Origin of the sequence: Psychrobacter sp. D2 (assembly GCF_013608135.1) — a bacterium.
In the GTDB taxonomy this organism is placed as follows: domain Bacteria; phylum Pseudomonadota; class Gammaproteobacteria; order Pseudomonadales; family Moraxellaceae; genus Psychrobacter; species Psychrobacter cryohalolentis.
Genome location: NZ_JACDXZ010000002.1, coordinates 382,683 through 409,371, shown reverse-complemented (window position 1 = coordinate 409,371; position 26,689 = coordinate 382,683). Strand labels below are relative to the sequence as shown.

Genomic DNA, 26,689 nt, shown 5'->3' with positions numbered 1-26,689 from the left:
TTCAAATTTTCATAACATTTTTATTTTCATCTGACTATAGTCGTTCGCGAATAAAAGAAATACAAATGTTATAAGGTACTACTGGGGTTAACTTTTCTTGCTTGCTGTGCCTACGCAGACAGAGGCTGCGAATAATTAACCCCAGTAGCTCTGCACCCTTTTAAAAGTGAATTAACTATATAGGCAGTCGCGAATAAAACAGTTGCAGACAAAAGAGTTATCTTTTAAAAAATGTACTTATGACTTAAGAATGACTACGGAGTAATAAATATCAATGCCAAACGAATGGTATTGTAATCAGCGCTTTGTTTTAAATGCTCAAATATCGGACGCAGCTTAATACTACCATCATCATTAAAATCATTTGGGTTATTAGCAACTTTAATCGCCACATAGGCATTGCCCACTGCCGTCATAACCTCATCTTCTGGACGCAAATGATCACAAGCGAGGCTAGGGTCTTGAGATTTCAGCTCAGCAATATGGCGCATAATGGTAGACTGTGACAGCTGACGTGCTTGCGATATTTCCGCGATAGATAAACTTTCTTCAAGAAGTATTCGTGTGGCAAGTAAGGTACTGTCTGACTTATCAGACACTTGATTGCCAAGTTTCTGTTTTTTTCCTATTTGCGCTTGCTGCTGTTCACGGCGCTTTGTCTTTAGGTTTGCATAGGCGTCAATCACTGACTTGCTTAATGTACCGCCCGATTTTAAAATAAACTTCTCATGTGCCTGTGTCATACTTTCTTCATCAAGCATTGCATAATTGGCATCCGCTTCATCAGACAGCACTAAAAAGCGCTTATCTGCACCGCGTGCCAGTGGGTCAAGCTGCAAGCTCATTTCATTCATACCGAGCAACTGCAGACCTGCCAGCGATTTTAACCGTGACAACGCCACGTATCCTTGCCCAAGCTCAAAGGTACGTGACAGGTCAATCTCAGCAGCTTCAAGCGTCATACCTTGCGACTTATGAATGGTAATCGCCCAAGCTAGACATAATGGCACTTGCTCATAGCTTGCGAGCACATCGCCCGTCTCGTCCTCGATAATCCATTCTTCCGGTTCAGCGATAACCTCACGCCCAGTATTTAACCTAACCACTGGCATTTTCTGTGTCGTCGGCTTTTTAATTTTTGCTTTATCTTTTTTGGCTTTTTCTTTTGCGCTTTTGGCAGCCTGCTTATCGTTACCAATATCACTGTCTTTATCGCTACCAATATCATCGTCTTCAATTAAATCGTCACTATTGTCCTTGCTATCATCAATTTTTACAGCAGCAAAGCCAATCAGCTCACCCATCGTACCGTTAGAGACGCCAAGCTCGGTATTGTTTTTGATAAACATCACCTTTGAGCCAACTTTTAGTACCAAGTCATCTTGAGTACGAACCGTCTTTTTTAGGGTCTCAACCAATTTACTATCGCCAACAGATGTGGCTTCAAAGCGCATCATCTCGCCAGATAAATCAGCAAGCTCTTTGTCATTGATTTTATTGACGTTGAGATTGTGTGTATAAAGACGCGTGCGCTTGATATCAACATTTTGATCAAAGGTAGCTTCTAAGGCGGCAATCGCCTCAAAGGTGACTTCTTGGCGACGGATTTGATTGAGAATATCGTCCAAATCAAGCCCACCATTCGCCGCTTCACTGACCTGTCGATGTTGCTCAGATAAGTAGCAGATGTGAAACTTGGCATCAAGCCATGCTTCTGACATAAAAGCAAACTTCTCACGATTACTCTCACCCTTACTACCAATCGGTGGTAACTGAAAAAAGTCTCCTGCAACAACGACTTGGATACCACCGAAAGCTTTGTCATTTTTGCGTACATGCTTAAGCACTTGGCTGACCAAATTAATCTGCTTGGCATGCAACATCGATATCTCATCGATGATAAGTACCGCAGTATCTTTTAATCGGTCTGCCAAAAACTGCTTACGTGATAAATTGGTCAAGTCGCGGTCAGACAGTTCATCCTTAATACCAATGCCCGACCAACTATGGATCGTCGTGCCATTCATATGAGTGGCGGCAATGCCCGTACTCGCGGTCACAGCAACCGGTACCCGACGCGCGCGTAGATAATCAATATATTGGTTAAGTGTATAAGTCTTACCTGAACCTGCTGAGCCCGTCAAAAAGACGTTTTGACCTGTTTTTAAAATATTAAGAGCAGAAGATTGACGCATATATCCAAACCAACCAAGAGTACAAGAAAGAAAGCTGACAGGATTAAATTAATAACCATGACGAGCTAAAAGTATTTGACCTCAATTATAACAGCTACATCCATTTTGCGAACCACTTTAACCGTCCTACCTCGCATAACTTTAAGTTATGTGATACAAAGCATATCATTATAAAAAGTCATTATCGCTTGAAGCCAAAGCTCAGTACGATAGAGTCGTAGCTTGGTCAGGATGGTCAAGTAAGGCTACATAACTATATTACACAACAAGGAATCGTTCATGTTATACGCTTATCCCAATACTGAAAACAGTCCCGTCCAATTCCGCGAAAAATATGATAACTTTATCAATGGTGAGTGGGTCGCGCCAATCGATGGCGAATACTTTGACAACTCAAGTCCAATCGACGGTAAAATCTTCTGCCAGATCGCACGCTCAAAAGAAGCAGATGTCGAAGCAGCGCTAGATGCGGCTCATGCCGCCAAAGACGCATGGGGCAAAACCAGTGTCACTGAACGCTCTAATATGTTGCTTAAACTTGCCGACGGTATCGAAGCCAATTTAGAGGCTATCGCTATCGCCGAGAGCTATGAAAACGGTAAACCGGTACGTGAAACTCTAGCCGCAGATATTCCAATCGCCATTGACCATTTGCGTTACTTCGCTGGTGTGATTCGCGCGCAAGAAGGCGGCATTAGCCAAATTGATGAAGATACGGTCGCCTATCATTTTCATGAGCCACTTGGCGTCGTCGGTCAAATCATTCCTTGGAACTTCCCTATTCTAATGGCAATTTGGAAAATTGCTCCTGCTCTCGCAGCGGGTAACTGTGTCGTTCTTAAGCCTGCCGAGCAAACTCCTGCTTCTGTTTTGTATATGCTGGATTTAATAGGCGCGGCGGATATTCTTCCTAAAGGTGTTCTTAACGTCATTAACGGCTTTGGTGTGGAAGCTGGTAAACCAATTGCTTCTAACCCACGTATTGATAAAGTTTCCTTTACGGGTGAGACCACCACTGGTCGCTTAATTATGCAATACGCCAGTGAAAATATCATTCCAGTGACTCTAGAGCTGGGCGGAAAAAGTCCGAATATCTTCTTTGCCGACATCATGGATGAAGACGATGACTTTTTAGACAAAGCCGTCGAAGGTTTGGTCATGTTTGCGCTAAACCAAGGTGAAGTTTGTACTTGCCCATCACGCGCGCTCGTACACGAAAGCATCTATGATGAATTTATGAAACGCTGTATCGCTCGCGTAAAAGCCATCAAAATGGGCAACCCGCTTGATACCGACACCATGATTGGCGCGCAAGCCAGCTCAGATCAGCTAGAAAAAATCTTATCTTATCTCGATATCGGTAAAAAAGAAGGCGCAAAAGTCCTTGTCGGCGGTGAAATTGCCAAACATGATGGCGACATGGCAAACGGTTATTATGTACAGCCAACCATCTTTGAAGGCACCAATGATATGCGCGTGTTCCAAGAAGAAATCTTTGGTCCTGTGCTTGCTGTCACCACTTTTAAAGATGATGAAGAAGCGATGGCACTCGCCAATGATACCTTATATGGTCTAGGTGCTGGTGTCTGGACACGTAATGGTACGCGCGCTTATCGTTTCGGTCGTGGCATCAAAGCCGGTCGCGTTTGGACGAATTGCTATCACCTTTATCCTGCGCATTCAGCGTTTGGTGGCTACAAACAGTCAGGTATTGGTCGCGAAAACCATCTAATGATGCTCGATCATTATCAGCAGACCAAAAACATGCTGGTTTCGTACAGTCCTAAAGCGATGGGTTTCTTTTAAATCAGTCTTTGGTTGTTTTCTAAATAAATCAATGCAATCTGTCGCAAGGTAGGTTGCATTTTTGCTTTAGTAAAGCATGAGCTATCCATAAATGATAAGGAAATTATTATGAACGTCACGGCGACAGAATCCTGTAAAGAGCTAATCGAACTATTAAAATCCAAGCATGGCGAATTGATGTTTCATCTATCAGGAGGCTGCTGCGATGGCAGCTCACCGATGTGTTATCCATTGGGCGAATTTAAAGTGGGCGGACAAGATGTGCTGGTCGGTGAGCTCAGCGGCTGTCCGTTTTACATGGGCAAACCTCAATACAAATTGTGGCAACATACCGATCTGACCATTGATGTTGTCAATGGACGTGGTGCCAGTTTTTCACTTGAGATACCCGAAGGCAAGCGATTCATTGTGCGTTCAGAAGTCTGTGCGGTCTAACATTTAATAACAGACAATAAGATATCAGACTTACTACGCCGCCCTTTTTTATTACCCAAACAATTGATATATATGAAAATTTATAACAACCTTATACCTTGTAGTCATTTTTACTTCATTATTGCAGCAAAATAATAGATACTCTAAAGCGTAACCTATTTCAATAAATACGTTTTAATGAGCATGGATGCTACAGGGAATATAAAATGGAACTTGATGGAAACTTTGATTACGTCATCGTTGGTGGCGGTTCAGCTGGCTGTGTGCTTGCCAGCCGATTAACAGAAAACCCAGACATCAGTGTCTGCTTGTTAGAATATGGTGGTGAGGGCAAAGACTTGGCAGTTCGCGTACCTGCTGGACTGATTTTGATGGTACCGGGCAAGCCACTAAAATTAAACAATTGGTGCTTTCACACTACTCCGCAAACACATCTTAATAACCGACGCGGCTTTCAACCGCGCGGTCAATGTTTGGGCGGCTCCTCCGCGATCAATGCCATGATTTATACGCGTGGCAGTGCGCTTGATTATGAACGCTGGGTTGAGCAAGGTTGCACAGGCTGGGGTTTTGATGATGTACTGCCTTACTTTATCAAATCAGAAAACAATATCCACGGCGCGGACGAGCTGCATGGTGATAGTGGACCACTGCATGTCAGTGATTTACTAAGTCCACGCGATATCTCAAAAGCCTTTGTAGAAGCTGCCATTGCCAATGGTTTAGATCAAAATGATGACTTTAACGGCAAAAAGCAAGACGGTGCAGGATTATATCAAGTCACCCATTTTCATGGGGAAAAACAAGGTCAACGCTGCTCTGCGGCAGCGGCTTATCTACATCCAGTACAAAGCCGTCCTAATTTAACCGTTATCACCCACGCACAAGCCAATCGCGTCATCTTTGATGGCAAGCAAGCGACTGGTGTGGTCTATGAAAAGGATGGTGTCGACCATACCGTGATGGCACGTCACGAAGTCCTCTTATCAGGTGGTGCTTTTGGCTCACCCAAAGTTCTGATGCTATCAGGCATTGGTCCTGCTGAACATTTGCAGTCTCATGGCATCGATGTATTGGTAGATGCGCCCGACGTTGGCGGTAACTTACAAGATCATTTAGATGTCGTCTTTGATTACGAGGTCAATACTAACGATGTCATTGGTCTTGGTATAGCAACTATTTCAACCTTGACCAAAAGTATTCGGCAATGGCGAAAAGATGGCACAGGTCTGTTATCTACCAATTATGCAGAAGCAGGCGCGTTCTTTAGTGTCGGTGACGACCCACAAGAATGGCCAAATACCCAGCTGCATTTTGTGATATCTCGCGTGATTGAACACGGACGTGATCTTAGACGGGGTTTTGCCGTTTCTTGTCATACCTGCTATTTACGCCCTGAAAGCCGTGGTACGGTCAGACTCGATTCTGCCAATCCTTCTGACGCCGTATTGATTGATCCAAACTATCTTTCGCATCCGAAAGATGTAGAGTATATGGTCGCTGGTGCAGAGCGTACGCGCGCCATTATGCAAGAGTCGCCAATGGCTGAATACATCACTGAGGACTACCCTGCCCCCTATATCGAAAAAGACGGTATGCTTGGCTATATCCGCAACAAGTCGGACACTATCTACCACCCTGTAGGCACTTGCCGTATGGGCTCAGACAGTGATTCAGTCGTTGATTTAGAATTAAAAGTACGCGGCGTAAATGGACTAAGGGTCATCGATGCTTCAGTGATGCCAACCTTAATCAGTGCCAATACCAATGCACCGACGATTATGATTGCTGAAAAAATAGCAGACCTTATCAAGGCGAATCACGTGCATGCTGAGTCAGTCTCTGCTTAACATAGTTTAAGATGATTAATCGAGCCCAAAATCAAGTTTCATTTGGGCTCAATTTGTGTTGACTACTCCGCGACATTTTGGAAATTGGCTACAACCAAAAAAGGTCTGCCCAAGATGTGCGCCTTTTTTTGCAACGCGTTTGACCATCTCACTATTACATCTCGGGCAAGTTGGTGCTTGGATGAAATTAGCTATATTGTCTATCGCCACAAGTGTCGCAGGGTAATGCACTTATGGCTCAGTCTCTATAAACCCAAAGGGTGTGAGAAAAACCTTATCAGTAATATCATGCGGCGAACTTATCTGCTGAGTACTCAAACTATCAATTGGTAAATCGCTAGATTCAATCTCAGTTTGACCAGACCATCGATGCACTTCTCTGCTTTTCAGCCTGGCTCGTTTAGCCGTTTCTTTTACTATCGGTTCAGATGTAGACTTATCAATAGTTGTAGCAACTGACTTACCATTAGAGTTATTGCTAGACGACTTACTTGGATTGCTATGCTTATCCTTTAGATAGGCTTTGTGCTCTCTATTAGTGCGCCACGACTTACTAAATCTATTGCTTTCAATCTGAGCAACGATGGATGTGACCTCGTCTTCAGTAAGTATCTCATCCTGCTTTCTTTTAATATAAGACACCATCCCACTCGTCAATACGTGCTCCGGCAACTCATCGCGAGTTTTTAGCTCACATTCACCGATGAACGCAATTATCGAATGAAAGTAGCTCATATCTAATGCTAATAAATCCGCGAGCGTTTTAATATGCAAATAATTCTGACGTAATGGGTTTTGGAATTTATACTTGCGACCCATAATGACTTGCGTCCACTGTCTTTGCGCCTCATTACCAAATATCCAGCCTTTATAGTTTTTGGTTTCGATGACAAAGATGCCGTATTTAGAGACAATGACATGGTCGATTTGGGTACTACCACCATTGGCTAATGGCAAAGTGATATTATTTAAACGATGATAGAGGTCTTTTTCTAGCTTTAACCACATGGCAACATTAATGACTGTTTCACCTAAAACACCTTTGAAGCTGGACATGAGGGACATAATCGTCTTCCAATAAAAAAGATAAAAACACTTATAATTAAAATAGTATGCTGTCTGTCTTAAACCATTTACCTAACACGCCTCAAGCGCTTATAACTTTAATAGTACATTGAAATCGCTTAATTGTAGTAGGATATCGCCTTACTATAGTCGATTGATTTTGAAAAGAATAGAGCACGGATTAATTACTATAGAACCACTTGAATTAAATTATTTTAACTACTGATATACCTCCTATCTCTCTTTGGATCAGACATATGACCACACCTGTCACCTCTTTGCTGAAAATCACACTCAGCAGCTGCCTACTATTATCATTACCAGTCATGGGATTGGCGGCGACCGTTCCGCAAAAATGGAAACTGGACGTCCCAAAGACCAATGTAGAATTTGAAGTCAATTATTTGGGTAAAGCCACGACTGACGGCAGGTTCAATAAGGTCAATGGCGCCATCAATTATGACGTCAATAAACCTGCAAGCACGACCATTAATTTTACCGTTTTTACCAATAGTATCGATACTGATCGCAGCTTGAGAGATTCATTTTTGCGCCGAAAGGAGCTTTTGAATACGAAACAATATCCGACGATGACTTTTGTTTCTAAAAAAGTCAGCATGATAAATGCTAAAGAAGCCAATGTGACCGGTGATTTTACGGTATTAGGTCAAACTAAACCTTTGACGGTGAGAGTAACGTTATCAGATGTAGAGAATGATCCTGTCACCTCTAGACCTACCTTAAAATTTCGCGCGACGGGTTTGGTAGATCGTTACAACTATGGGGTTACCGCTTTTCCAAAGGTGATTAGCAATATCATCCCGCTTGAGATATCAGGGAAATTGATTGCTGCTAATTGATTTTAAATAGCTTAAAAGAACATAAAAAAAAGAGTTGCTAGAAATCCTAGCAACTCTTTTTTGTTTGAGCAGTTTTAAATGCTTACACTAAACTATTCACCGCCTCAACTACCGCGTCAGTCGTGATACCAAACTCTTTATATAACTCATCAGCAGGTGCTGATTCACCATAAGTCGTCATGCCAATCACTTTACCGTCTAAACCAACGAACTTATACCAGTAATCGACGTGTGCTGCTTCTACAGCGACGCGGGCGCGAGTATTGACAGGTAATACCGCTTCGCGATAGCTAGCATCTTGCTCGACGAAGATTTCTGCACATGGCATAGAGACCACACGTACACCGACGCCATTTTCGCTCAAGGTCGCGTAAGCTTGCATAGCAAGACCGACTTCTGAGCCAGTCGCGATGATAATCGCTTGTAGCTCGCCTTGCTCTTTTGCAAGTACATAACCACCTTTTGTGATGTTTGCTACTTGCTCAGCATCACGTGCTTGATGTGGCAAGCTTTGACGGCTGAAAATCAAGGCAGATGGATTACTTTCTGATTTAATTGCCTCAACCCAAGCACTAGCAGATTCGGTCGCATCACAAGGACGCCATGTACGTAGATTTGGCGTGGTACGCAAGCTGGTCAATTGCTCAACTGGCTGATGCGTTGGACCATCTTCACCCAGACCAATAGAGTCATGGGTATAGACATGAATCACACGCTGCTTCATGAGTGCGCCCATACGTACCGCATTACGTGCGTATTCCATAAACATGAGGAAGGTCGCAACATAAGGAACAAACCCGCCATGCAGTGCGATGCCGTTAGCAATCGCCGTCATACCAAATTCGCGCACGCCATAATAGATATAGTTGCCAGCGTCATCGTCTTGGATGCCTTTGGCGTCTTTAAATAGCGTGAGGTTTGAGCCTGCTAAATCCGCTGAGCCACCAAGTAATTCTGGCAGTAATGGCTGCAAAGTATTGATGGCATTTTGGCTGGCTTTACGACTGGCAACATCACCGCCCTGCTCTTGAGTTTGCTGGATATACTCTTGCGCTTTTTGCTCAAAATCAGCTGGTAAGTCACCCTCTAAACGACGAAGCAACTCAGTTGCTAACTCTGGATAAGCCTTCTTATAAGCGTCAAAGTTCGCGTTCCAGTTTTTCTGTAAGACGTCGCCTTTCGCTTTACCATCCCATGCTTGATAGATTTCATCATCTAGCTCGAAAGGTGCATGCGTCCAAGATAGCGCATCACGGGTTAAAACGATTTCATCATCACCTAGTGGCGCGCCATGACTGGCTGCTAAGCCTTGTTTATTTGGGCTACCAGCGCCAATAGTCGTTTTGCAAATAATTAAGCTTGGCTTAGTCGTCTCTTTAATCGCTTGCTCAGTTGCTTGCGTAATCTCATCGGTATCATGACCATCGACCTTGATAACTTGCCAGCCATAAGACTCAAAGCGCGCTTGCGTATCATCAGTGAACCAGCCGTCGACATCACCATCAATTGAGATGCCATTGTCATCATAGAAAAACACCAATTTGCCAAGCTCTAACGTGCCAGCCAATGAGCAGACTTCATGGCTGATACCTTCCATCAAACAACCATCGCCTAAGAAGGCATAGGTATGATGGTCAACGATATTATGACCATCACGATTAAATTGCGCTGCCAACGTTTTTTCTGCAATTGCAAAACCAACCGCATTGGCAATACCCTGCCCTAATGGACCAGTGGTGGTTTCAACACCTGGCGTATAGCCAAGCTCTGGATGACCCGGCGTTTTCGAATGTAATTGACGGAAACCTTTTAGGTCATCAACGCTAACGTCATAGCCTGATAAATGTAGCAATGAGTAGATAAGCATCGAGCCATGACCGTTTGATAAGACAAAACGATCGCGGTTGTGCCAGCTTGGGTCAGCAGGATTATGCTTTAAAAACTTGCGCCACAAAACTTCGGCAATATCAGCCATGCCCATTGGTGCACCTGGGTGCCCAGAATTGGCTTTTTGAACCGCGTCAAACGACAGTACGCGGATGGCATTGGCTAATTTACGTTCGCTAATTGGAGCTGGCATAGAGTGTCCTAATATTCGGGTAGAAGTATGGAGGATAAGAGGAGAGTTTACTCAGAGGGTCATAAAATAAGGACGCAATAGGCGCCCTTAACGAATAATCTGTAAATACAGGGGTAATATTAACATATTTGCACTCTATCTAGCGCAAAAATGCGCTAACAGAACCGTTCGTATTTAATAATAATTTGTATCAGTTTTATCAATTTGACCGATACTTACTGCAATAAAACACAATCAGTGAGCCTGAATACCAACTCACTAATTGCATCAAATAACTATATGTCAAAAACCCGCATATCAAAAAACTATAATAAAATGGTGTCAGCACCGCCCATAAACGGACGCAATACTTCTGGAATCGTGATGCTGCCATCAGCGTTTTGATGGTTTTCCATCACTGCCAATAATGTACGACCGACTGCCAAACCCGAACCGTTTAAAGTATGTGCAAGACTGGTTTGTTTGCCGTCCTTAACACGTGTACCCATACGGCGTGCTTGAAAATCGCCACAGTTTGAGCAGCTTGAGATTTCACGATAGGTCTCTTGGCTTGGCAACCATACCTCGATATCATAAGTTTTTTGGGCGGCAAAACCCATATCGCCCGTGCACAATTTGACGGTGCGGTATGGCAAATTAAGCTGCTGTAAGATAAATTCTGCTTGTCCAGTCATCGCTTCAAGCAGCTCATCTGATTGTTCAGCTGTGGCAATATTAACCATCTCGACTTTTTCAAACTGATGCTGACGAATCAGACCACGGGTATCACGACCATGCGAGCCAGCTTCACTACGGAAACACGGCGTATGAGCGGTGAACTTTAATGGCAGCTCTTTGATATCCAAGCGCTCACCCCGTACCAAGTTGGTCATCGGTACTTCTGCGGTTGGAATCAGATAAAAATCCATGTCATCATTATTCGTATGATTGCTTAGCTTAAACAAATCATCTTCAAACTTAGGCAGCTGACCTGTACCTTTTAAACTTTCAGAATTAACAATATACGGCACATAAGTTTCAGTATAGCCATACTTCATCGTATGGGTATTGAGCATGAATTGAATCAAGGCGCGATGCATCTGCGCCAATTGTCCTTTTAAGACATTAAAGCGACTTCCTGTAAGCTTGGTTGCTGCTTCAAAATCGAGCATACCAAGTGTCTCACCAATATGCGTATGATCTTTAATTTCAAAATCAAACTCACGCGGTGTGCCCCATTTGCGTACTTCGACGTTATCGTCTTCTGATGTACCAACTGGCACATCTGCTGCTGGGATATTTGGAATTTGCATTGCCGCTTGGCTAATGCGCTCTTGTAAGGTACGTAGCTCGTCTTCAGCTGTCTTAATCTCACCACTGACACTTTGCATCTCAGCAAGCAACTCACTAGCATCTTCGCCAGATTTTTTAAGCGCTCCAACTTGTTTTGCGCCTGTATTACGGCGCGACTGCAACTCTTCGGTCTTTACTTGTAGCGATTTACGTTCGTTCTCAATATTTTGCCAGAACGCCATATCAAGCATATAACCACGGGTGGCCAATTGCTGCTGTAAATCTGTCAAATCGCCGCGTAAGAGTTTTGGGTCTATCATAATAGGTGCCTGTCGCGCTAAAAGTGGATAAAAAGTGTGAAAATAATGAAAATCTGGGCTCTATAGCCCGATTGTGCTTAAAATTAGGTGGTAGCCGCTATAATACCAAGCTGCGGCTGTTTTGACCATGTTTTGGCAGTTTTTTACCCATCTCTTGACTGAGTTTTGAGCTTCTATTCTCTTAATCTTTAAATAGGAAATAGTTATTCATATTAACGTGCTAATAATATAATTTAAGGTCGCAAGCTCTTTATAAATGTGACTTACCTTTACTAATGGCTTAAATATGGTGTCTATTAGCGAACAGAGTGGCTTATATGTTTCATTTAAGGGCGATTTTCGGTAAGATAAGCGCATATCTTTATTCTATTTCCAGCCAAATATTACCTTGTTGTCGACGTTTGGCGCTTTTAATTTAACGTTTTCACTATAAGTCTTTGAGAAACCTTTATGGCTCTGTACCCCTACACGCTGCAACCTGTTGCCTTAAACCTAACCGAGGCAGAATTCCACCAAGCACAGTATGAGCTATTTTCTAGTGCCAGCCCGTCATTTGGTCTGTCGAGTATCAAGCTTAAAGAATGGATTATCATGGCAGTCGCTGTGGTTTTAGCCGTTGCTGGGCTGGTTTTTTTGACCGGTTATTCGACCATTATTTTTTGGCTGATGCTAGCAGCCGTTGTTATTTACCTACTGGTTCGTACGCTTGGTTTTAAATGGTATGTGAAAAGAGAGTTTGAAAAGCAAGTCGCTGATCAAGAAATGCCTGACGAGATGCGCCAAATGAAACTGGGTGTACAGAAGCATGGTCTGGTAATGGCAGTGCCGGTCAATCAGTCAGATATGTTTAGTAGCAATCAGATGCGCGGTATGCAAATGCGTGCAGGCAGCACCCAACAAGCGGTGATTCCTTGGAGCGCTGTGAAAAGCTGGGATGAGACCGACGACTATATCTTTATGATGTTTGAGATGAAAGGTCAGCAAGGCAGTCAGATTATTCCTAAACGCTTGCAAGCGCAAAAATTCCCTATCGATACGGTACGCCAGCATTTATTAGAAGTAGTCGCAGTGAAAGGTCTGAACTCTGAAAGCTTACAGATACCTGCTAAATAGGCTTAGCGCTTTCTGTTAGATCAAGGATTTAGTTGTTTTATAAAATATATTACAAATTTTAATTTGATTAATTTAACTTATTTTTGCATGCTTGCTACAATAGTAAGCATCGAAGGTTGAGTAACGCGTAGTAAGCGGTCATTTAGGATTTAGTCCAATAATCGCTCGCTATAAATTGCTTAAGTTTAAAGGTTTAATAACTTGATGTTTGAACCCTACACTCAATGAAAAGGATAATATAATGAGTAACAATAATAACGACACTAACCAGATCGGTCTAGAAAAAGCAGATATGAGCGAAGTCATCAGCAAGTTAAATGGTCTGCTATCTAGCTATCATATGTTTTATATCAATGTTCGTGGTTATCATTGGAACGTCAAAGGTGAGCATTTCTTCACTTTACATCCAAAGTTTGAAGAGCTATATACCGCGCTGCAAATCCAAATCGATGAAATCGCTGAACGTATTTTGACCCTAGGCGGCACACCTTTACATGCTTATAGTGATTTTGCTCAGCATACCAGCATTCAAGAAGATAAGAACGTTAAAGACGGCACTACTTGTGTTAAAGGCGTTGTGACAGGTTTACAAGAGCTAATTGAAGAACAACGTCAAGTATCGACTCTAGCAGCAGAAGCAGAAGATCAGGGTTCAGCAGATCTTGTTGATGCTTATGTGCAAGAGCAAGAAAAATTAATATGGATGTATAATGCTTTTTTGGGCTAAAAGCTGAATAGTCACAAAATCTAAGATATAAAAAAAGCACCTAAATAGGTGCTTTTTTTATAAGTGCAATCTTTTTACTTTTTTATCTCAAAGCTTACTTTTGCATCCATTGACGCATTTTTTCACGCTCAGCAGGTGTGGCTTGTAGCCAAATCTGCATAAACTGATCAAGTGAACTGGTAGATGCGTTGACACTTGTCGTTTGCGTCACGGTAGCACCTGTAGTTACTGACTTGTTAGTACTTACGGATGGCTGATCGAGTGCAGCTATCGCACGTTGGTTTTGTAGCTCAGCATCACCGCTACCACCGAATACGCCACCTAATGCTTTACCAAGACCTGAGAATAAGCTATTGCTATTACCACCGACACTTTCTTGACTGGCAATGATAGTGTTATTACTTTGTATTGCTAACGTTGGACGTTCAGCATACTTCTTGGCAGCTGCATAGTCTTCTGGCTGATTTGGCATGGTTAAGCGATAGGTCTGATTGTCTGCCAATTCAGCGGCAACACTGACGTTACCTGAACGCAAATAATCATGCTCATCACGGCGCAGATCATAAAGGCGATCATATTTAGCGGTAATCACATGCTTACCTGGCTGCAAGGTAAATGACTTGGTCAATGGCTGAAGAAGACTCTGTGTCAGCTCTTGACCATTAATTGCCGTCACTTTGATATGATCATCGACCACTAAAGTAACTGCCGCTTGCGACAGCATAGACACAGAAGCTGCCCCAACAAACACAGCGCTGATAGACAGTTTTTTTAGCAAAGACGCATTTGATTTCATAATTTTTCCAATAGTAGTAAAAAGCATTTCGGATAGAAAGTTTGTGTTCTGACTGCTAAAAATCAAGTGGCATCGTATGCTGAGTATGATGGTCTTGATCAGCGGCATCATTGTCTACTTGCGACTCCTGTGCGATATCAGCAAGTTCAGCAGCAAGCGTCTGCTCATCAATCGTACGCAGCGCGTCAGCAATGACCGCTTTTGATATATTACTACGACCCAAGTTGGAGAACATGGGTTGAATGTAATTGAGCACCTCCATCATTGCACCAATACGATGCGGTCCTTCAGTGAGCAGATAATTGGTAATACGTTCATCAAACTGCCAACCACGTCTGCGCAATATCGACTGTAATAATGCTTCGCGGTCTGCAAAATCATGTCCTGTCGGTACTTTAAATGAGGGCGCTTGTGCCAAACGGGTGAGCAAATCTCTCAATTGAAACGGCAGCTCGGATGCAGGCTTATTAGCGGCAAATAAAAGTTGGCGCTGCCCTTCGCGGCTACGATTGATCAGATGAAATAAAGCTTCTTGCCATTGACTGTTTTGTTCAATGACTTCCAAATCATCGATCGCAATCAAAGAGAAATTTTCTAGCGATGATAATACATTGACATCGGTATGAATCAACTCGTTTAACGACAGACAAATCGCTGACTTGTCCATCTCAATAAACGACTCACAAATAGCGGATAATAAGTGCGATTTGCCAGTAGCAGGACTGCCAAATAGGTACAGCTGACCTATCAGGCCGACATGGAGCTGCCGTACTGCATCGATAATAGACATCCAACCCGGACCGGCGAAGTCGCTGAGACTTGCATCATGCTTTATGTCCAGATTGAGACTTAGCTGTGCTTCTGCCATGAATCATCAACTCGGTTTGCGTAGCACAATCAATAAAAAGGCTAAACGACTAATATACTTATAAACTGACTTTGGTAAAATTCATTTTAGCCAAAGCCAACCTAGTAAAGGTCAATACCGTTACTACTGCGCCTATATATAACATATTTGCAAAATGACTGACAAGTCTTTTACCCATAACACCCAATCAATCCTGTTTTATCACGCAGGCAAATGACTATGATATGTCCTGTCACCTGAAGGACTTCATGGCAGCTATACATACAACAACATTATTTTTTTTCAAACAATGCCAACTGCTTACGACCTTTATAAAAGTCAGTCGTTTGATAATGAGTATAAAAATGACGGAATAACACGTTCAAGACAGCAGACACTGGCAGCGCAATCAGCATACCAACGAAACCGAGCAAACTTGCACCTGCCAGTACCGAAAATATTACCCATAATGGCGATAGACCAATTTTGTCGCCCAATAGTAGCGGTTGCAAGATATAGCCTTCAGCAGCTTGTCCAATCAAGAATGCGCCAGCAATCAAGGATAAGTACGTCCAATCTAGACCAAACTGGAACAGACAGGCGATAATCGCGGCAACGAAGCCAATACCAAAGCCCAAATACGGTACAAAGCTAGCAATACCTGCAACCATACCAATAATCAGCCCAAGCTCAAGCCCGATAAGCTGCAATTGCACGGCATAAATAGCACCTAGTAAGACCATCACCAATAGCTGACCTTTAATAAAAGCCATCAACGCACGGTCACACTCTTGCGCAATTTGAATCACTTTTTTACAGTATGGCGCAGGTATCGCCATTTTCCATGTATGTAAGCGTTGCTCCCAATTAAATAAGAAATAAAAGGTCAAAATCGGCACCAGGACAATCAGCCCAGCATTATTGATAAAGTTCATGCTAGACGCCAGTATTTGGCTCATCATGGTACCGGCATCTTCAAACTTATAATTGGTTTGCATGTATTCAACCAAGGTCTCAGAGAAGCCCTTAGACTCAAGCTCTGGTAGACGAATACGGCTATTACTAGCAAACCATTCACGGACGACTTCGTTATACCAAGTCAAAAGCTGTGGCAGATAATCCCATGCTGCTTGCAGCTGATGCCACAATGTCGGTATCAACCACCACAGTAGTAGCACCATACTCAGCGTAATCGTCGAATACACAATAATAATGGCAATCCAACGTTTGATATATTTTGATAAGCGTTTAACCAATGGATTAAACAAATAAGCCAATACAAAAGCAAAGACAAACGGCACAATGACCGGCATCATTAAATACAATAAAACCATAGCCACAACAATAGCAACGACGATAAATAGGCGTCGAAAAAAGGGGTCTATTGATTGGTTTGTCATGAAGGCTAGTCCTACGAATGGGCTTATTTAAAAGAGTGATTTGATTTAAAGTTGATGATAGATCTTATTGAACGACAACATTCCAATAGCAAACAGTTATTGACCATAATTTTAGCCTTCTATTATCGCAGAGTCCTATAAAAAAGCCGTCATTTTTTGTTTCTTAATTTTCATGTCATCTTTATTGCCGTCTTTCTGAAATATTAGATAGATATCAAGCAAATTTAGGTCAAATAAAAGCAAGTTGTTTTGCGAGTAAGGGTGATTTTTGGGTATAATGCGCGCACAATCTGCAAAATTCATATGACCGACACGCGTTTTTACTGACTGACCTTCATTCCCTATAAAATTTGTGAGATGACCATGAGTAACAAGCCTTCTTTAAGCTACAAAGATGCTGGCGTTGATATTGATGCTGGCGATGCGTTGGTGCAACGTATTAAATCCGTGGCAAAAGCCACCTCACGTCCTGAAGTGGTGGGCGGACTTGGCGGCTTTGGGGCGCTTTGTCGCATTCCGACTGGTTACACCTCACCGTTATTAGTTTCGGGTACTGACGGTGTCGGCACCAAGCTTAAACTGGCATTACAACTAAACCGCCATGACACCATCGGTATCGACTTGGTCGCTATGTGTGTCAACGACTTATTGGTTTGCGGTGCTGAGCCTTTGTTTTTCTTAGACTACTATGCAACTGGTAAGCTTGACGTCGATGTTGCAGCTACTGTTGTTACGGGTATAGGTGAAGGTTGTAAATTATCAAATTGCGCACTTATCGGCGGCGAAACGGCTGAGATGCCAGGCATGTATCAGGATGACGATTATGACCTAGCGGGATTCTGCGTCGGTGTGGTTGAAGAAGCAGAAGTCATCACTGGCGAAAACGTGGCTGAAGGCGATGTATTAATTGCCCTTGCTTCAAGTGGCGCGCATTCCAATGGCTACTCATTGGTACGCAAAGTCATTGAAGTCAGCGGTGTGGATGTGACTAGTAGCAATGAGCAGCTAGATGGTCAGTCTATCCAAGATGCCTTAATGGCACCGACACGTATTTATGTTAAAGCGATCAAAGCATTACAAGATACCCTTGGTAGCTCATCCCTACATGCGATGTCACATATCACTGGCGGCGGCTTAACCGATAACCTGCCACGTGTATTACCTGAAACGCTAGCCGCTAGCATCGATACGAATAGCTGGCAGTTCTCAGAGCTGTTCACTTGGTTACAAACCCAAGGTAATATCGAGCAAAGCGAGATGTATCGTACCTTTAACTGCGGCGTTGGGTTTGTCATCGTCGTACCCAAAGATAAAGCAGATGCTGCTATCCAAACCTTGAATGATGCTGGCGAAAAAGCATGGAAATTAGGTGAAATGGTCAAGCGAGAAGCGGATGCAGTGGTGTACCGTTAATGCTAGCCAATAATACCAGTCATGCCAACAAGCCATTACGCATTGCTGTTCTGGTATCTGGTAGCGGTAGCAACTTACAAGTATTGATTGATGCCATGCAAGCTGGTGCGCTACCAATTGAGATTGTCGGTGTTATTAGTAACCGTGAAGACGCTTATGCCATCACACGGGCAAAAGATGCTGACATTCCAGTGGCGGTCTTATCTCACGTTGCTAGTGGCAAACGCATGGGAATCAAAACTTTTGAGAGTCATGCCAGCGCCCAACTAACCACATGGCAACCTGACCTGATTGTGTTAGCTGGTTTTATGCGTGTTTTAAGTGCTGGATTTATTGATAACACGCCAGCACCAATGATTAATCTGCATCCTGCGCTCTTGCCTGCTTATAAAGGTTTGGATACTCATCAGCGTGTCATTCAAGCAGGTGAGCGTCAGCACGGCTGTAGCATTCATGTCGTCACCGCTGAGCTCGACGCGGGCGCTGTTTTGACCCAAGCCTGGCTAGAAGTGCATCAAAAAGATACTGCTGACAATTTGCAAACGCGCGTGCAAAAGCTTGAACATCAGCTGTTACCTTGGACAATTTTGCTACTAGCCAAAGGTGTATTATCGTTGAACAACGAGCAATTATTAAATCAGCAACGCACCTGTATGCCGACGCTACCTTTAAAGCTGTATTTAAACCGTTGAAGCAATGGCAAGAAGCAAAGAAAAGTAGTAATCATTTAAAACTATCGATCATAAAAAAGCCCAATCACTCAATTTATGAATGACTGGGCTTTTCGATATCTAATGTTTAAAGCCTTTTAGCTTTAAAATCTGTACGGGTTCTTAACTGTTGTGAACATGGACACCTTTGATGTTTACGAACTCTTTGATACCGAAACCACCATGCTCGCGACCATGACCCGAGTTTTTCACGCCACCAAAGGGTAATGCTGGATTTGCGAGGCCATAACCATTTATATATACCATACCCGTATCAAATTGCTCATTGGCTAGACGTATAGCTTTGTCTTCATCTTTAGAGAAAATAGCGCCACCTAAGCCATAACGGCTGTCGTTAGCAATACGTAACGCATCGTCTTGATCTTTAGCACGTATTAGTGATGCTACTGGACCAAACAGCTCATCATCATAAGCTGGTTGACCTTTTTCAACATTTTCCAAGATAGTCGCTGGATAGAAGCTACCTTTACCTTCTGGTAATTTACCACCAACAGAGATAGTAGCGCCTTTGCTTACGCTCTCCTCTACTTGCGCATGCAATTTTTCTTGCAGATCTTTACGCGCTAGTGGACCAAGATCAGAGCTGTCATCCATAGGATCGCCGGCTTTTTTACTTGCAAACTCTTCAACGATGCGCTTACGGAACTCGTCATATAAACTGTCGACAACGATAAAGCGTTTTGCCGCAACACAAGTTTCGCCATTATTGATAAGACGCGCTAAAGTACAAGTTTGTACTGCAAGCTCCAAATCGGCATCCTCTAAAACGATAAATGCGTCATTTGAGCCCAACTCTAGGACTGCTTTTTTGATTGCTTTTGCTGCTTGCTGACCGACGATGCTACCTGCACCATCACTACCAGTAAGCGTCACGCCGCGTACTTTATCATTACCAATTAACTTTTCTGACTGATCATGATCAATTAGAATAGTACGGAACAAATCGTTCGGTAAGTCAGACTCATGGAAGATTTTTTCAATTAATAAGCCAGAACCAGTCACATTTGCTGCGTGCTTCAGCAAAATACTGTTACCTGCCATCAAATTGGCAATGGTATAACGGAACACTTGATAAGCTGGGAAATTCCAAGGCTGCATACCATAAATAACGCCAATAGGCTGATAAGTGACAATACCTTTTTTGAGACCTTCGATGTCACGTTCATCATCAGCAAGTGCGGCCACACCTTTCTCTGCGGTATAATCACAAATCGCTTTACACAGATCAATTTCTTGTAAACTCTGACTATATAGTTTACCGCGCTCCTCAGTCATAAGACGGGACAGCTCCTCTTTGTACTTCATCAAGGTCTCGCCAATAGAGTTAATGACCTTCGCACGCTCTTCATGGCTAGTTTTACGCCATTCTAGAAACGCTTGATGCGAGGCTTCAACAATGTTGTTGACCTCATCGTTACTCATATAATTATATTCTTTAATGTCTTCGCCTGTTGCTGGGTTTACAGTAGTAATATCCGCCATGATTGTTATCCTTATTTATTAGAATGTCTTTAGTATATAAAACAACCTATTGCTAACAGCTCAACTTTATAGAACAACTTAACAATAGAGATTTTATTCATCATTTTTCTTAATGTTTGACTATCATAACAAAGTGCTTGGTGAGTAGGTTTACAAGTTATAAAGAATTGTGAGTAAGATGTTAAGAATGTGACGGTGTTACTAAGCAAACCTAAATCTTGTATAGAGCCTCTCATGCAGAGAGTTTTGACAACTTTAGACAAATAAAAAACCAGCACGATGGCTGGTTTGATATAGTCAGAGAAAAGTAATATCGATACATCAAGTACTGCTGATATTAATTTTTCTTGCTTGCTGTGCCTATGCAGACAGAGGCTGCAAAAAATTTATACCAGCAGCACTGTAGCGTTTTTGAGATATTTTAACTATACATAATTGAGCTTTAGAAGACCATATACAGTTGTACAATAAACAACCTAAAACAAGTGATTGATCACAGGGATTTCTTGTGGTGGATTTTCTTCATCATTAACGATTTGACGTGCTACGTGCATAATCAGCTGACGTAACCAGCGATGCGCCGGATGATGCTGCAATAACGGCGACCACGCCATCGTTAGCTCAAATTCTGGTATAAAAAAAGGCGGCTCTTCCATAATAATGCTGTCGTTATTGGCCTGCATTTTTGCGACACGGGTCGGCAAAGTCGCAATCAAATCTTTGTTTGCGGCCAGCATAGCAGGCATCTGATAGTGACGGGTAAAGACGCTGATTTGACGTTTTTGACCTAAACGCTGCAAAGCTTGATCGATAGAACCTAAGCCACCAGATTTTTCCGGATTGACACCAAAGCCCACGCCCATACCAGTTTTTGATACCCAAACGTGCTGCGCTTTAAGATAATTTTTAAGATTAAAGCGATGAGCATAAGGACTTTCAGACGATAACAGGCAGCTAAAGGTATCACGCCATACCAATACTTGATGGAAGCTTTGCGGGATCTCGTTAAAGCGGTTGATTGCCAAATCTACACGCCCCTGCTCCATATCACGATAAGACACATCCGATGGCGTTAAGAAATCTAAAATGACATTGGGTGCCTCTGAGCGTAGCGCTTTCACCAACTTTGGTACCAAGGTCGCCTCAGCATAATCTGATGTCATAATACGAAAAACGCGTGAGGTACTATAAGGACGAAACTCAGTACGTGGCTCTAACACTTGTGTCAAATCGGCAAGTATCTCACGGATACGAGGCTGTAATTCAAGGGCGCGCTCGGTCGGTGTCATCCCTTCTGATGAACGCACCAATAAAGGGTCGTTAAATAACTTACGCAAGCGGCGCAAAATATTACTCATCGCCGGTTGGGTAATGCCTAGCTGCTCAGCAGCGCGCGTTACGTTTTTTTCTCGCAACAACACATCCAAATGTACCAATAAATTTAAATCAACCCGCTGCAAATTCATATATGTGTCTCTTTATCTTAGAATAAATACCATCATAAACGTGATATTTTCTATCCTATCATTTATTACAATTCATCCTTAACAGCATGATATAAGGATATTTTTATGTTAATTATTTTGGAATATGCTTATTATAACTGAATCTACCCACCACAAGCCATTGTTTTATATGTACTATAATTAAACGAAATACCCAAGATAATAATCATAAACTAGATAAATCAAGGTAACCTAGCTATAGTGGCTAGCAAGCGTTCATTAGGGACTATTCAACATTAGACCGTTACTACATATTTCAATGAATGAGTTACTAAGTGCATTTTATCGTATTTTCATGCTGAAATACGGACATAAAATTTATAACAGCATCTTATAGAAACTTAGTTTTTTGTGCTTATTTTTCAGGCTTGGATAAATATCTTATACGCTTTAGGGTAATAGTTACTTCAGTAGCAATACATACTTATAAAACAACCAATTAACTCTCAATTAACTCTGAAATAATTGTTCAAAAAAGAGACTTAAAAATAAAAGCTGACCAAAGAGACAGGTTTTAATTGCTTTTATCACCATTTTCTTATAGTTTAGTAGAGACTGCTCACGGAAGAAGCTTATATTTCAAATTTTTACTTCTGCCAGCATCTTTCTATATAGACCAAAATTATTTTAATTTACTTATTTATTCACCACCAAGGAGACTATAGATGTCAACTGCATATAAATCAGCGATCGATTTAGTACGTGAACTAAAACAGAAACACGGTAACTGGCAGAACATCAGCGAAACTGATGCGGCACGTATGATGGCACAAAACCGCTTTAAAACAGGTTTAGATATTGCTAAGTACACCGCAAAAATTATGCGTCAAGACATGGAAGAGTATGACAATGACACGTCTCAATACACCCAGTCTCTAGGTGCATGGCATGGTTTTGTTGCACAGCAAACCATGTATGCGAAGAAAAAATATTTTGGCACAACATCTAAAACTTACATCTACTTATCTGGTTGGATGGTAGCAGCTCTACGTTCTGAGTTTGGTCCTCTGCCTGACCAATCTATGCACGAAAAAACGTCTGTACCTAAGCTGATTGCAGAGATCTACACTTTCTTGCGTCAAGCGGATGCAAAAGTATTGAACGATTATTTCCGTGAGCTAAACGCTGCTGAAGAAGCTGGTCAAGATACCTCAGCTATCTTAGAAAAAATCGAAAACTTTGATTCACATGTTGTGCCAATCATTGCTGATATCGATGCAGGTTTCGGTAACGAAGAAGCGACTTACCTACTAGCGAAACAGATCATCGAAGCAGGTGCTTGTGCACTGCAAATCGAAAACCAAGTATCTGATGCCAAGCAATGTGGTCACCAAGCGGGTAAAGTAACTGTACCGCATGAAGACTATATCGCAAAAATCAATGCCATCCGTTATGCATTCTTAGAGCTTGGTGTTGAAGACGGCGTTATCGTTGCTCGTACTGACTCTGAAGGCGCGTCATTGACGCAAAAAATCCCAGTATCAAATGAGCCAGGCGATCTTGCTTCTCAGTACATCGATTTTATCGAGATGGAAGAAGTCACGCTAGAAAACGCCAAAGAGAACGACAGCTTACTTAAGCATAACGGCAAATTAGTACGTCCAGTTCGTTTGCCTAATGGTCTCTATCAGTTCCGTGAAGACACGAACATCGACCGCGTTGTCCTTGACTGTGTAACGGCTCTAGAAAACGGCGCTGATCTACTATGGATCGAAACACCGACTCCAGACGTCGCACACATCAAAATGATGGTTGACCGTATTAAAGAGCAACAGCCAAAAGCCAAGCTTGTATACAACAACAGCCCATCATTCAACTGGACGCTGAACTTCCGTAAGCAAATCATCGCTCAGTGGGAAGAAGAAGGTAAAGACCTATCTGCCTATAATAAAGCTGACTTGATGAGTGCTGATTACGATGGTACTGAGCTTGATACAGCAGCTGACGAAGCGGCTAGAAACTTCCAACGCGATGCAGCACGTGAAGCAGGTGTATTCCATCACTTAATCACGCTACCTACTTATCACACCACGGCTCTTAGCGTTCATGAACTTGCTAAAGGCTACTTCGGTGAAGATGGTATGCTTGCTTATGCAGCTGGCGTACAACGTAAAGAAATCCGTGAAGGCATCGCTTGTGTTAAACACCAAGCAATGGCGGGTTCTGACCTTGGCGATGATCATAAAGAGATCTTCTCTGGTGAAAACGCCCTTAAAGCTGGCGGCGGCAAGAACACGATGAACCAGTTCTAATGTCTGACCACTTATAAGTACATTTTATAAGTAAAAGTTTTAAGAAAAGCCGTCCTACATGGTAGGGCGGCTTTTTTGTGCGCTATAAGTAACGATATCTACCCAAATAACAGAGCTATTCAATCACTTTTTTAATTAACTGATGTTCATTTACTCAATAATTATTTGGCTCGATTTAGCCAACCAAAACGAAAGTTTTACTTGTTATTCACTGATAGCTTTCATACGATGGTAATAATATAAATTTATTAAAACAATCAGGAGCCATCATGCAAGAAATAGAGCTGAAATTCTTGGTACCAGAGTCGCGATTAAAAGGGCTTATGCGCCAAGCGAAAGTCAAATCATCACAAGTAACACAACTGGCTGCGCATTATTATGACACCCCTGACCAGCAGCTTGCACAGGCTGGTATTGGCCTGCGTATTCGTCAGGAGGGTGATGCTTGGGTGCAGACTATTAAAGCGGGCGGCGATGGTATCGCAGCGCGCCTAGAGCACAATGCCACCTTAGATAATGAGCAGGTACAAGCCATGCTCGAAAATAACGCGCTGATGCCTGATTTAACGATTTATAAAGATAGCCTTATTGCCCCAGCATTGACAGATTTTAAGCTCAAAAAACTGGCTAAAAAACTGACCCGTTTATATGTGACTGATGTAGAGCGTACTACCCGCTTATTGATAGAAGATACGAGCGATGAAGTCGTTAACAGTATTGAGATGGCTTACGACTATGGAGAAATTATCCATGGTACTGATGATACTCAAAGAGATGCCATTCAAGAAGTTGAATTTGAGCTCATATCCGGTGAGTTAGATTTTTTATTTACGACGGCTAAAACATGGTGTCAGCGTCATAAATTGTGTCTCTCTACCGTGACCAAAGCAGAGCGTGGCGGCTTGCTTATTAAGGGACAAAATTATAGTTCAGCCACTGCTGCTGACTTGAGCACCCTTAGTATCAATAAAAAAATCACTATGCCTGCTTTTTTACGCGCTGTCGTGCATAACTGCTTACTGCAAATACTCCCAAATAGCAGCGCCATCGGGGCAGGCAGTAAAGACAATGATCACATTTTACAGCTATCTATCGGTATAGAGCGCTTGCACACTGTACTACAAGCATTTGATAGCTTCTCAGATGAAATCAATCCGGATTGGTCAGCCATACTGCAGCAAACTGCTACTTTACTCGCTGATTATCGTAAGCTTGCTCATCTTAGTACTCATATTGAACCAATGTTACAACAGCACGGTGCACCTATCGTTGATTGGACAGCGGATATTGATGCTATCAAAATTACACCAATGACTGCAATCAGTGCTAACGACTTCCAGATCGTGTTGCTTGAGCTCATCGCCTTTACTATGAGCGACCCTAGCCTTGAGCCTCAAACAGATAAGCTGGCTATCAATAAGCTTGAAAAAGTACTTATTAAATACTATGACAAATTACTTGAAGCTGAGCAATATTTAGAGGACAGCCATGATGATTCAGATAGTGAGTTAGAGGAAGAATCCATCATAAAAGCATTGCATAACCTACATGCTCATCTGAAAAATCTATGTTCTATCAGCGAATTAGTAGCACCTTTGTATAGCAAAAAGAAAACCAAGCGCTGGCTAAAACGTGCCGTAAAAGCACAGAAAGCACTGGGTCAACAGCTCGATATGATTGACTATCAGCAGTACTATCAAAGTAAAGCCAGCTCTGACTCTGCTGCTTTATATGCGGCAGGCTGGTTAAATGCTGCTTCGATACCAATCGAAAAAGCCACAGAAAAACATTTGGATAGATTTCATGAGTGCTCTGTATTTTGGTAATTGAGTATATTGTCATTTGATGTTTATCAATATTAGAGAAAAAGATAGCCCACTGAATAAGGGTTGTCTTTTTTATATCGTCGACTCAATTTATAATCCATACATTACTACTACAGCTACTTAATACTACTTTTATTGGGCGATAATATTCACTGCTGTCCCTTCCTCAACCTGCTCAAACAATTCGATAATATCTTGATTGCGCATACGTACGCAGCCATGTGAGAGTGGCACGCTCATCGGCTCACTGTCAGGCGTTCCATGAATATAGATATAACGATGATAAGTATCGCAGCCACCTTGACTATTACTGCCTTTATTAAAGCCTTCCTCAAGACCACTTAGCCAAAGAATGCGGCTTAGTATCCAATCACGTTTAGGGTTCAATGCCCCAAGCTCAGCATTATATATTTCTCCCGTCGCTATACGTCCAATAAATACCGTATGACTTGGCGCATTGCCGCCTATTTTTTCTGCAATGATATGCTGACCAAGTGGTGTACAACCACTGTCTTGTTGACTGCCTATCCCATTTTTGGCTGTTGATATAGGATATTCAGCAATAACTTTTTGCCGCCTATAAACGGTCAAAGTTTGCTGAGCAATGCTAATCACTATCTGGGTCGTAAGATTTTCGTTATCTGTCATAGCAATTTTCCGGCAGTTATTTCGATGATGGCTGTTATAGTCGATTCAATTTAAAAACAATACAGT

At 42.4% G+C, this 26,689-nt stretch carries 21 protein-coding genes; 10 read left to right on the top strand and 11 right to left on the bottom strand.

The features are described from left to right. Positions 1 to 254 precede the first annotated feature (254 nt). Positions 255 to 2,195, bottom strand: a complete 1,941-nt coding sequence (locus H0262_RS04420; RefSeq protein WP_181209824.1) for an AAA family ATPase — start codon at positions 2,193 to 2,195, stop codon at positions 255 to 257. A 279-nt stretch (positions 2,196 to 2,474) separates the two neighbouring features. On the opposite strand from H0262_RS04420, the gene H0262_RS04415 reads away from it, so the two are divergent. The 3 genes from H0262_RS04415 (at position 2,475) to H0262_RS04405 (ending at position 6,286) form a co-directional block, all read left to right on the top strand. Continuing rightward, a complete protein-coding gene (locus tag H0262_RS04415) occupies positions 2,475 to 4,001 on the top strand; it encodes an aldehyde dehydrogenase family protein (RefSeq protein ID WP_181209823.1) in 1,527 nt (508 codons plus the stop codon). A 108-nt stretch (positions 4,002 to 4,109) separates the two neighbouring features. Next, positions 4,110 to 4,436 (top strand): DUF779 domain-containing protein, encoded by a 327-nt coding sequence (locus tag H0262_RS04410; protein ID WP_020444032.1) that lies wholly within the window; start codon positions 4,110 to 4,112, stop codon positions 4,434 to 4,436. A 206-nt stretch (positions 4,437 to 4,642) separates the two neighbouring features. Continuing rightward, complete coding sequence (locus H0262_RS04405; RefSeq protein WP_181209822.1) at positions 4,643 to 6,286, top strand: GMC family oxidoreductase; 1,644 nt, start codon at positions 4,643 to 4,645, stop codon at positions 6,284 to 6,286. Positions 6,287 to 6,334: 48 nt separating this feature from the next. Here H0262_RS04405 and H0262_RS13125 read toward each other — a convergent pair whose 3' ends face one another. Both H0262_RS13125 and H0262_RS04400 read right to left on the bottom strand, forming a co-directional pair. Continuing rightward, on the bottom strand, positions 6,335 to 6,433 hold the full coding sequence (locus H0262_RS13125; protein WP_259275404.1) for a hypothetical protein: 99 nt from the start codon (positions 6,431 to 6,433) through the stop codon (positions 6,335 to 6,337). 84 nt (positions 6,434 to 6,517) lie between these two features. After that, on the bottom strand, positions 6,518 to 7,351 hold the full coding sequence (locus H0262_RS04400; protein WP_259275396.1) for a nuclease-related domain-containing protein: 834 nt from the start codon (positions 7,349 to 7,351) through the stop codon (positions 6,518 to 6,520). 257 nt (positions 7,352 to 7,608) lie between these two features. Here H0262_RS04400 and H0262_RS04395 point away from each other — a divergent pair, with 257 nt between their 5' ends. Then, positions 7,609 to 8,211 (top strand): YceI family protein, encoded by a 603-nt coding sequence (locus H0262_RS04395; RefSeq protein ID WP_149409200.1) that lies wholly within the window; start codon positions 7,609 to 7,611, stop codon positions 8,209 to 8,211. An 82-nt stretch (positions 8,212 to 8,293) separates the two neighbouring features. Here H0262_RS04395 and tkt read toward each other — a convergent pair whose 3' ends face one another. Together tkt and serS are read right to left on the bottom strand one after the other, a co-directional pair. Beyond that, complete coding sequence (tkt, locus tag H0262_RS04390; RefSeq protein ID WP_181209821.1) at positions 8,294 to 10,291, bottom strand: transketolase; 1,998 nt, start codon at positions 10,289 to 10,291, stop codon at positions 8,294 to 8,296. Between the two features lie 305 nt (positions 10,292 to 10,596). Next, complete coding sequence (serS, locus tag H0262_RS04385; protein ID WP_181209820.1) at positions 10,597 to 11,883, bottom strand: serine--tRNA ligase; 1,287 nt, start codon at positions 11,881 to 11,883, stop codon at positions 10,597 to 10,599. Positions 11,884 to 12,333: 450 nt separating this feature from the next. On the opposite strand from serS, the gene H0262_RS04380 reads away from it, so the two are divergent. Beyond that, positions 12,334 to 12,996 (top strand): YcxB family protein, encoded by a 663-nt coding sequence (locus H0262_RS04380; protein WP_181209819.1) that lies wholly within the window; start codon positions 12,334 to 12,336, stop codon positions 12,994 to 12,996. A 241-nt stretch (positions 12,997 to 13,237) separates the two neighbouring features. Then, positions 13,238 to 13,723, top strand: a complete 486-nt coding sequence (locus H0262_RS04375) for a Dps family protein (RefSeq protein WP_011514172.1) — start codon at positions 13,238 to 13,240, stop codon at positions 13,721 to 13,723. A 94-nt stretch (positions 13,724 to 13,817) separates the two neighbouring features. Here H0262_RS04375 and H0262_RS04370 read toward each other — a convergent pair whose 3' ends face one another. From H0262_RS04370 to H0262_RS04360, 3 genes are all read right to left on the bottom strand, one after another. Further along, a complete protein-coding gene (locus tag H0262_RS04370) occupies positions 13,818 to 14,519 on the bottom strand; it encodes a DUF2057 family protein (RefSeq protein ID WP_011514173.1) in 702 nt (233 codons plus the stop codon). A 55-nt stretch (positions 14,520 to 14,574) separates the two neighbouring features. Next, the gene (gene hda / locus H0262_RS04365; RefSeq protein ID WP_011514174.1) at positions 14,575 to 15,387 is read right to left on the bottom strand and encodes a DnaA regulatory inactivator Hda; all 813 of its coding nucleotides are present in this window, start codon (positions 15,385 to 15,387) and stop codon (positions 14,575 to 14,577) included. 272 nt (positions 15,388 to 15,659) lie between these two features. Then, the gene (locus H0262_RS04360) at positions 15,660 to 16,766 is read right to left on the bottom strand and encodes an AI-2E family transporter (RefSeq protein WP_011514175.1); all 1,107 of its coding nucleotides are present in this window, start codon (positions 16,764 to 16,766) and stop codon (positions 15,660 to 15,662) included. A gap of 363 nt (positions 16,767 to 17,129) precedes the next feature. On the opposite strand from H0262_RS04360, the gene purM reads away from it, so the two are divergent. Then, positions 17,130 to 18,179, top strand: a complete 1,050-nt coding sequence (gene purM / locus H0262_RS04355; protein WP_181209818.1) for a phosphoribosylformylglycinamidine cyclo-ligase — start codon at positions 17,130 to 17,132, stop codon at positions 18,177 to 18,179. Beyond that, complete coding sequence (purN, locus tag H0262_RS04350; protein WP_181209817.1) at positions 18,179 to 18,871, top strand: phosphoribosylglycinamide formyltransferase; 693 nt, start codon at positions 18,179 to 18,181, stop codon at positions 18,869 to 18,871. The genes purM and purN overlap by 1 nt, the downstream gene beginning before the upstream one ends. 141 nt (positions 18,872 to 19,012) lie before the next feature. On the opposite strand, the gene H0262_RS04345 is transcribed toward purN, so the two are convergent. Next, the gene (locus H0262_RS04345; protein WP_181209816.1) at positions 19,013 to 20,392 is read right to left on the bottom strand and encodes an NAD-dependent succinate-semialdehyde dehydrogenase; all 1,380 of its coding nucleotides are present in this window, start codon (positions 20,390 to 20,392) and stop codon (positions 19,013 to 19,015) included. 476 nt (positions 20,393 to 20,868) lie between these two features. Then, positions 20,869 to 21,858, bottom strand: coding sequence for a LysR family transcriptional regulator (locus H0262_RS04340; protein WP_011514179.1), 990 nt, complete (start codon positions 21,856 to 21,858; stop codon positions 20,869 to 20,871). A 704-nt stretch (positions 21,859 to 22,562) separates the two neighbouring features. Between H0262_RS04340 and H0262_RS04335 the strand changes: the two genes are divergently transcribed. Together H0262_RS04335 and H0262_RS04330 are read left to right on the top strand one after the other, a co-directional pair. Continuing rightward, on the top strand, positions 22,563 to 24,149 hold the full coding sequence (locus H0262_RS04335) for an isocitrate lyase (RefSeq protein WP_181209815.1): 1,587 nt from the start codon (positions 22,563 to 22,565) through the stop codon (positions 24,147 to 24,149). Between the two features lie 269 nt (positions 24,150 to 24,418). After that, positions 24,419 to 25,975 carry a CYTH and CHAD domain-containing protein gene (locus tag H0262_RS04330; protein ID WP_181209814.1) on the top strand — a complete coding sequence of 519 codons (1,557 nt, stop codon included), beginning with the start codon at positions 24,419 to 24,421 and terminating at the stop codon, positions 25,973 to 25,975. Positions 25,976 to 26,107: 132 nt separating this feature from the next. On the opposite strand, the gene H0262_RS04325 is transcribed toward H0262_RS04330, so the two are convergent. Continuing rightward, positions 26,108 to 26,623 (bottom strand): L,D-transpeptidase, encoded by a 516-nt coding sequence (locus tag H0262_RS04325; RefSeq protein ID WP_181209813.1) that lies wholly within the window; start codon positions 26,621 to 26,623, stop codon positions 26,108 to 26,110. Positions 26,624 to 26,689 lie beyond the last annotated feature (66 nt).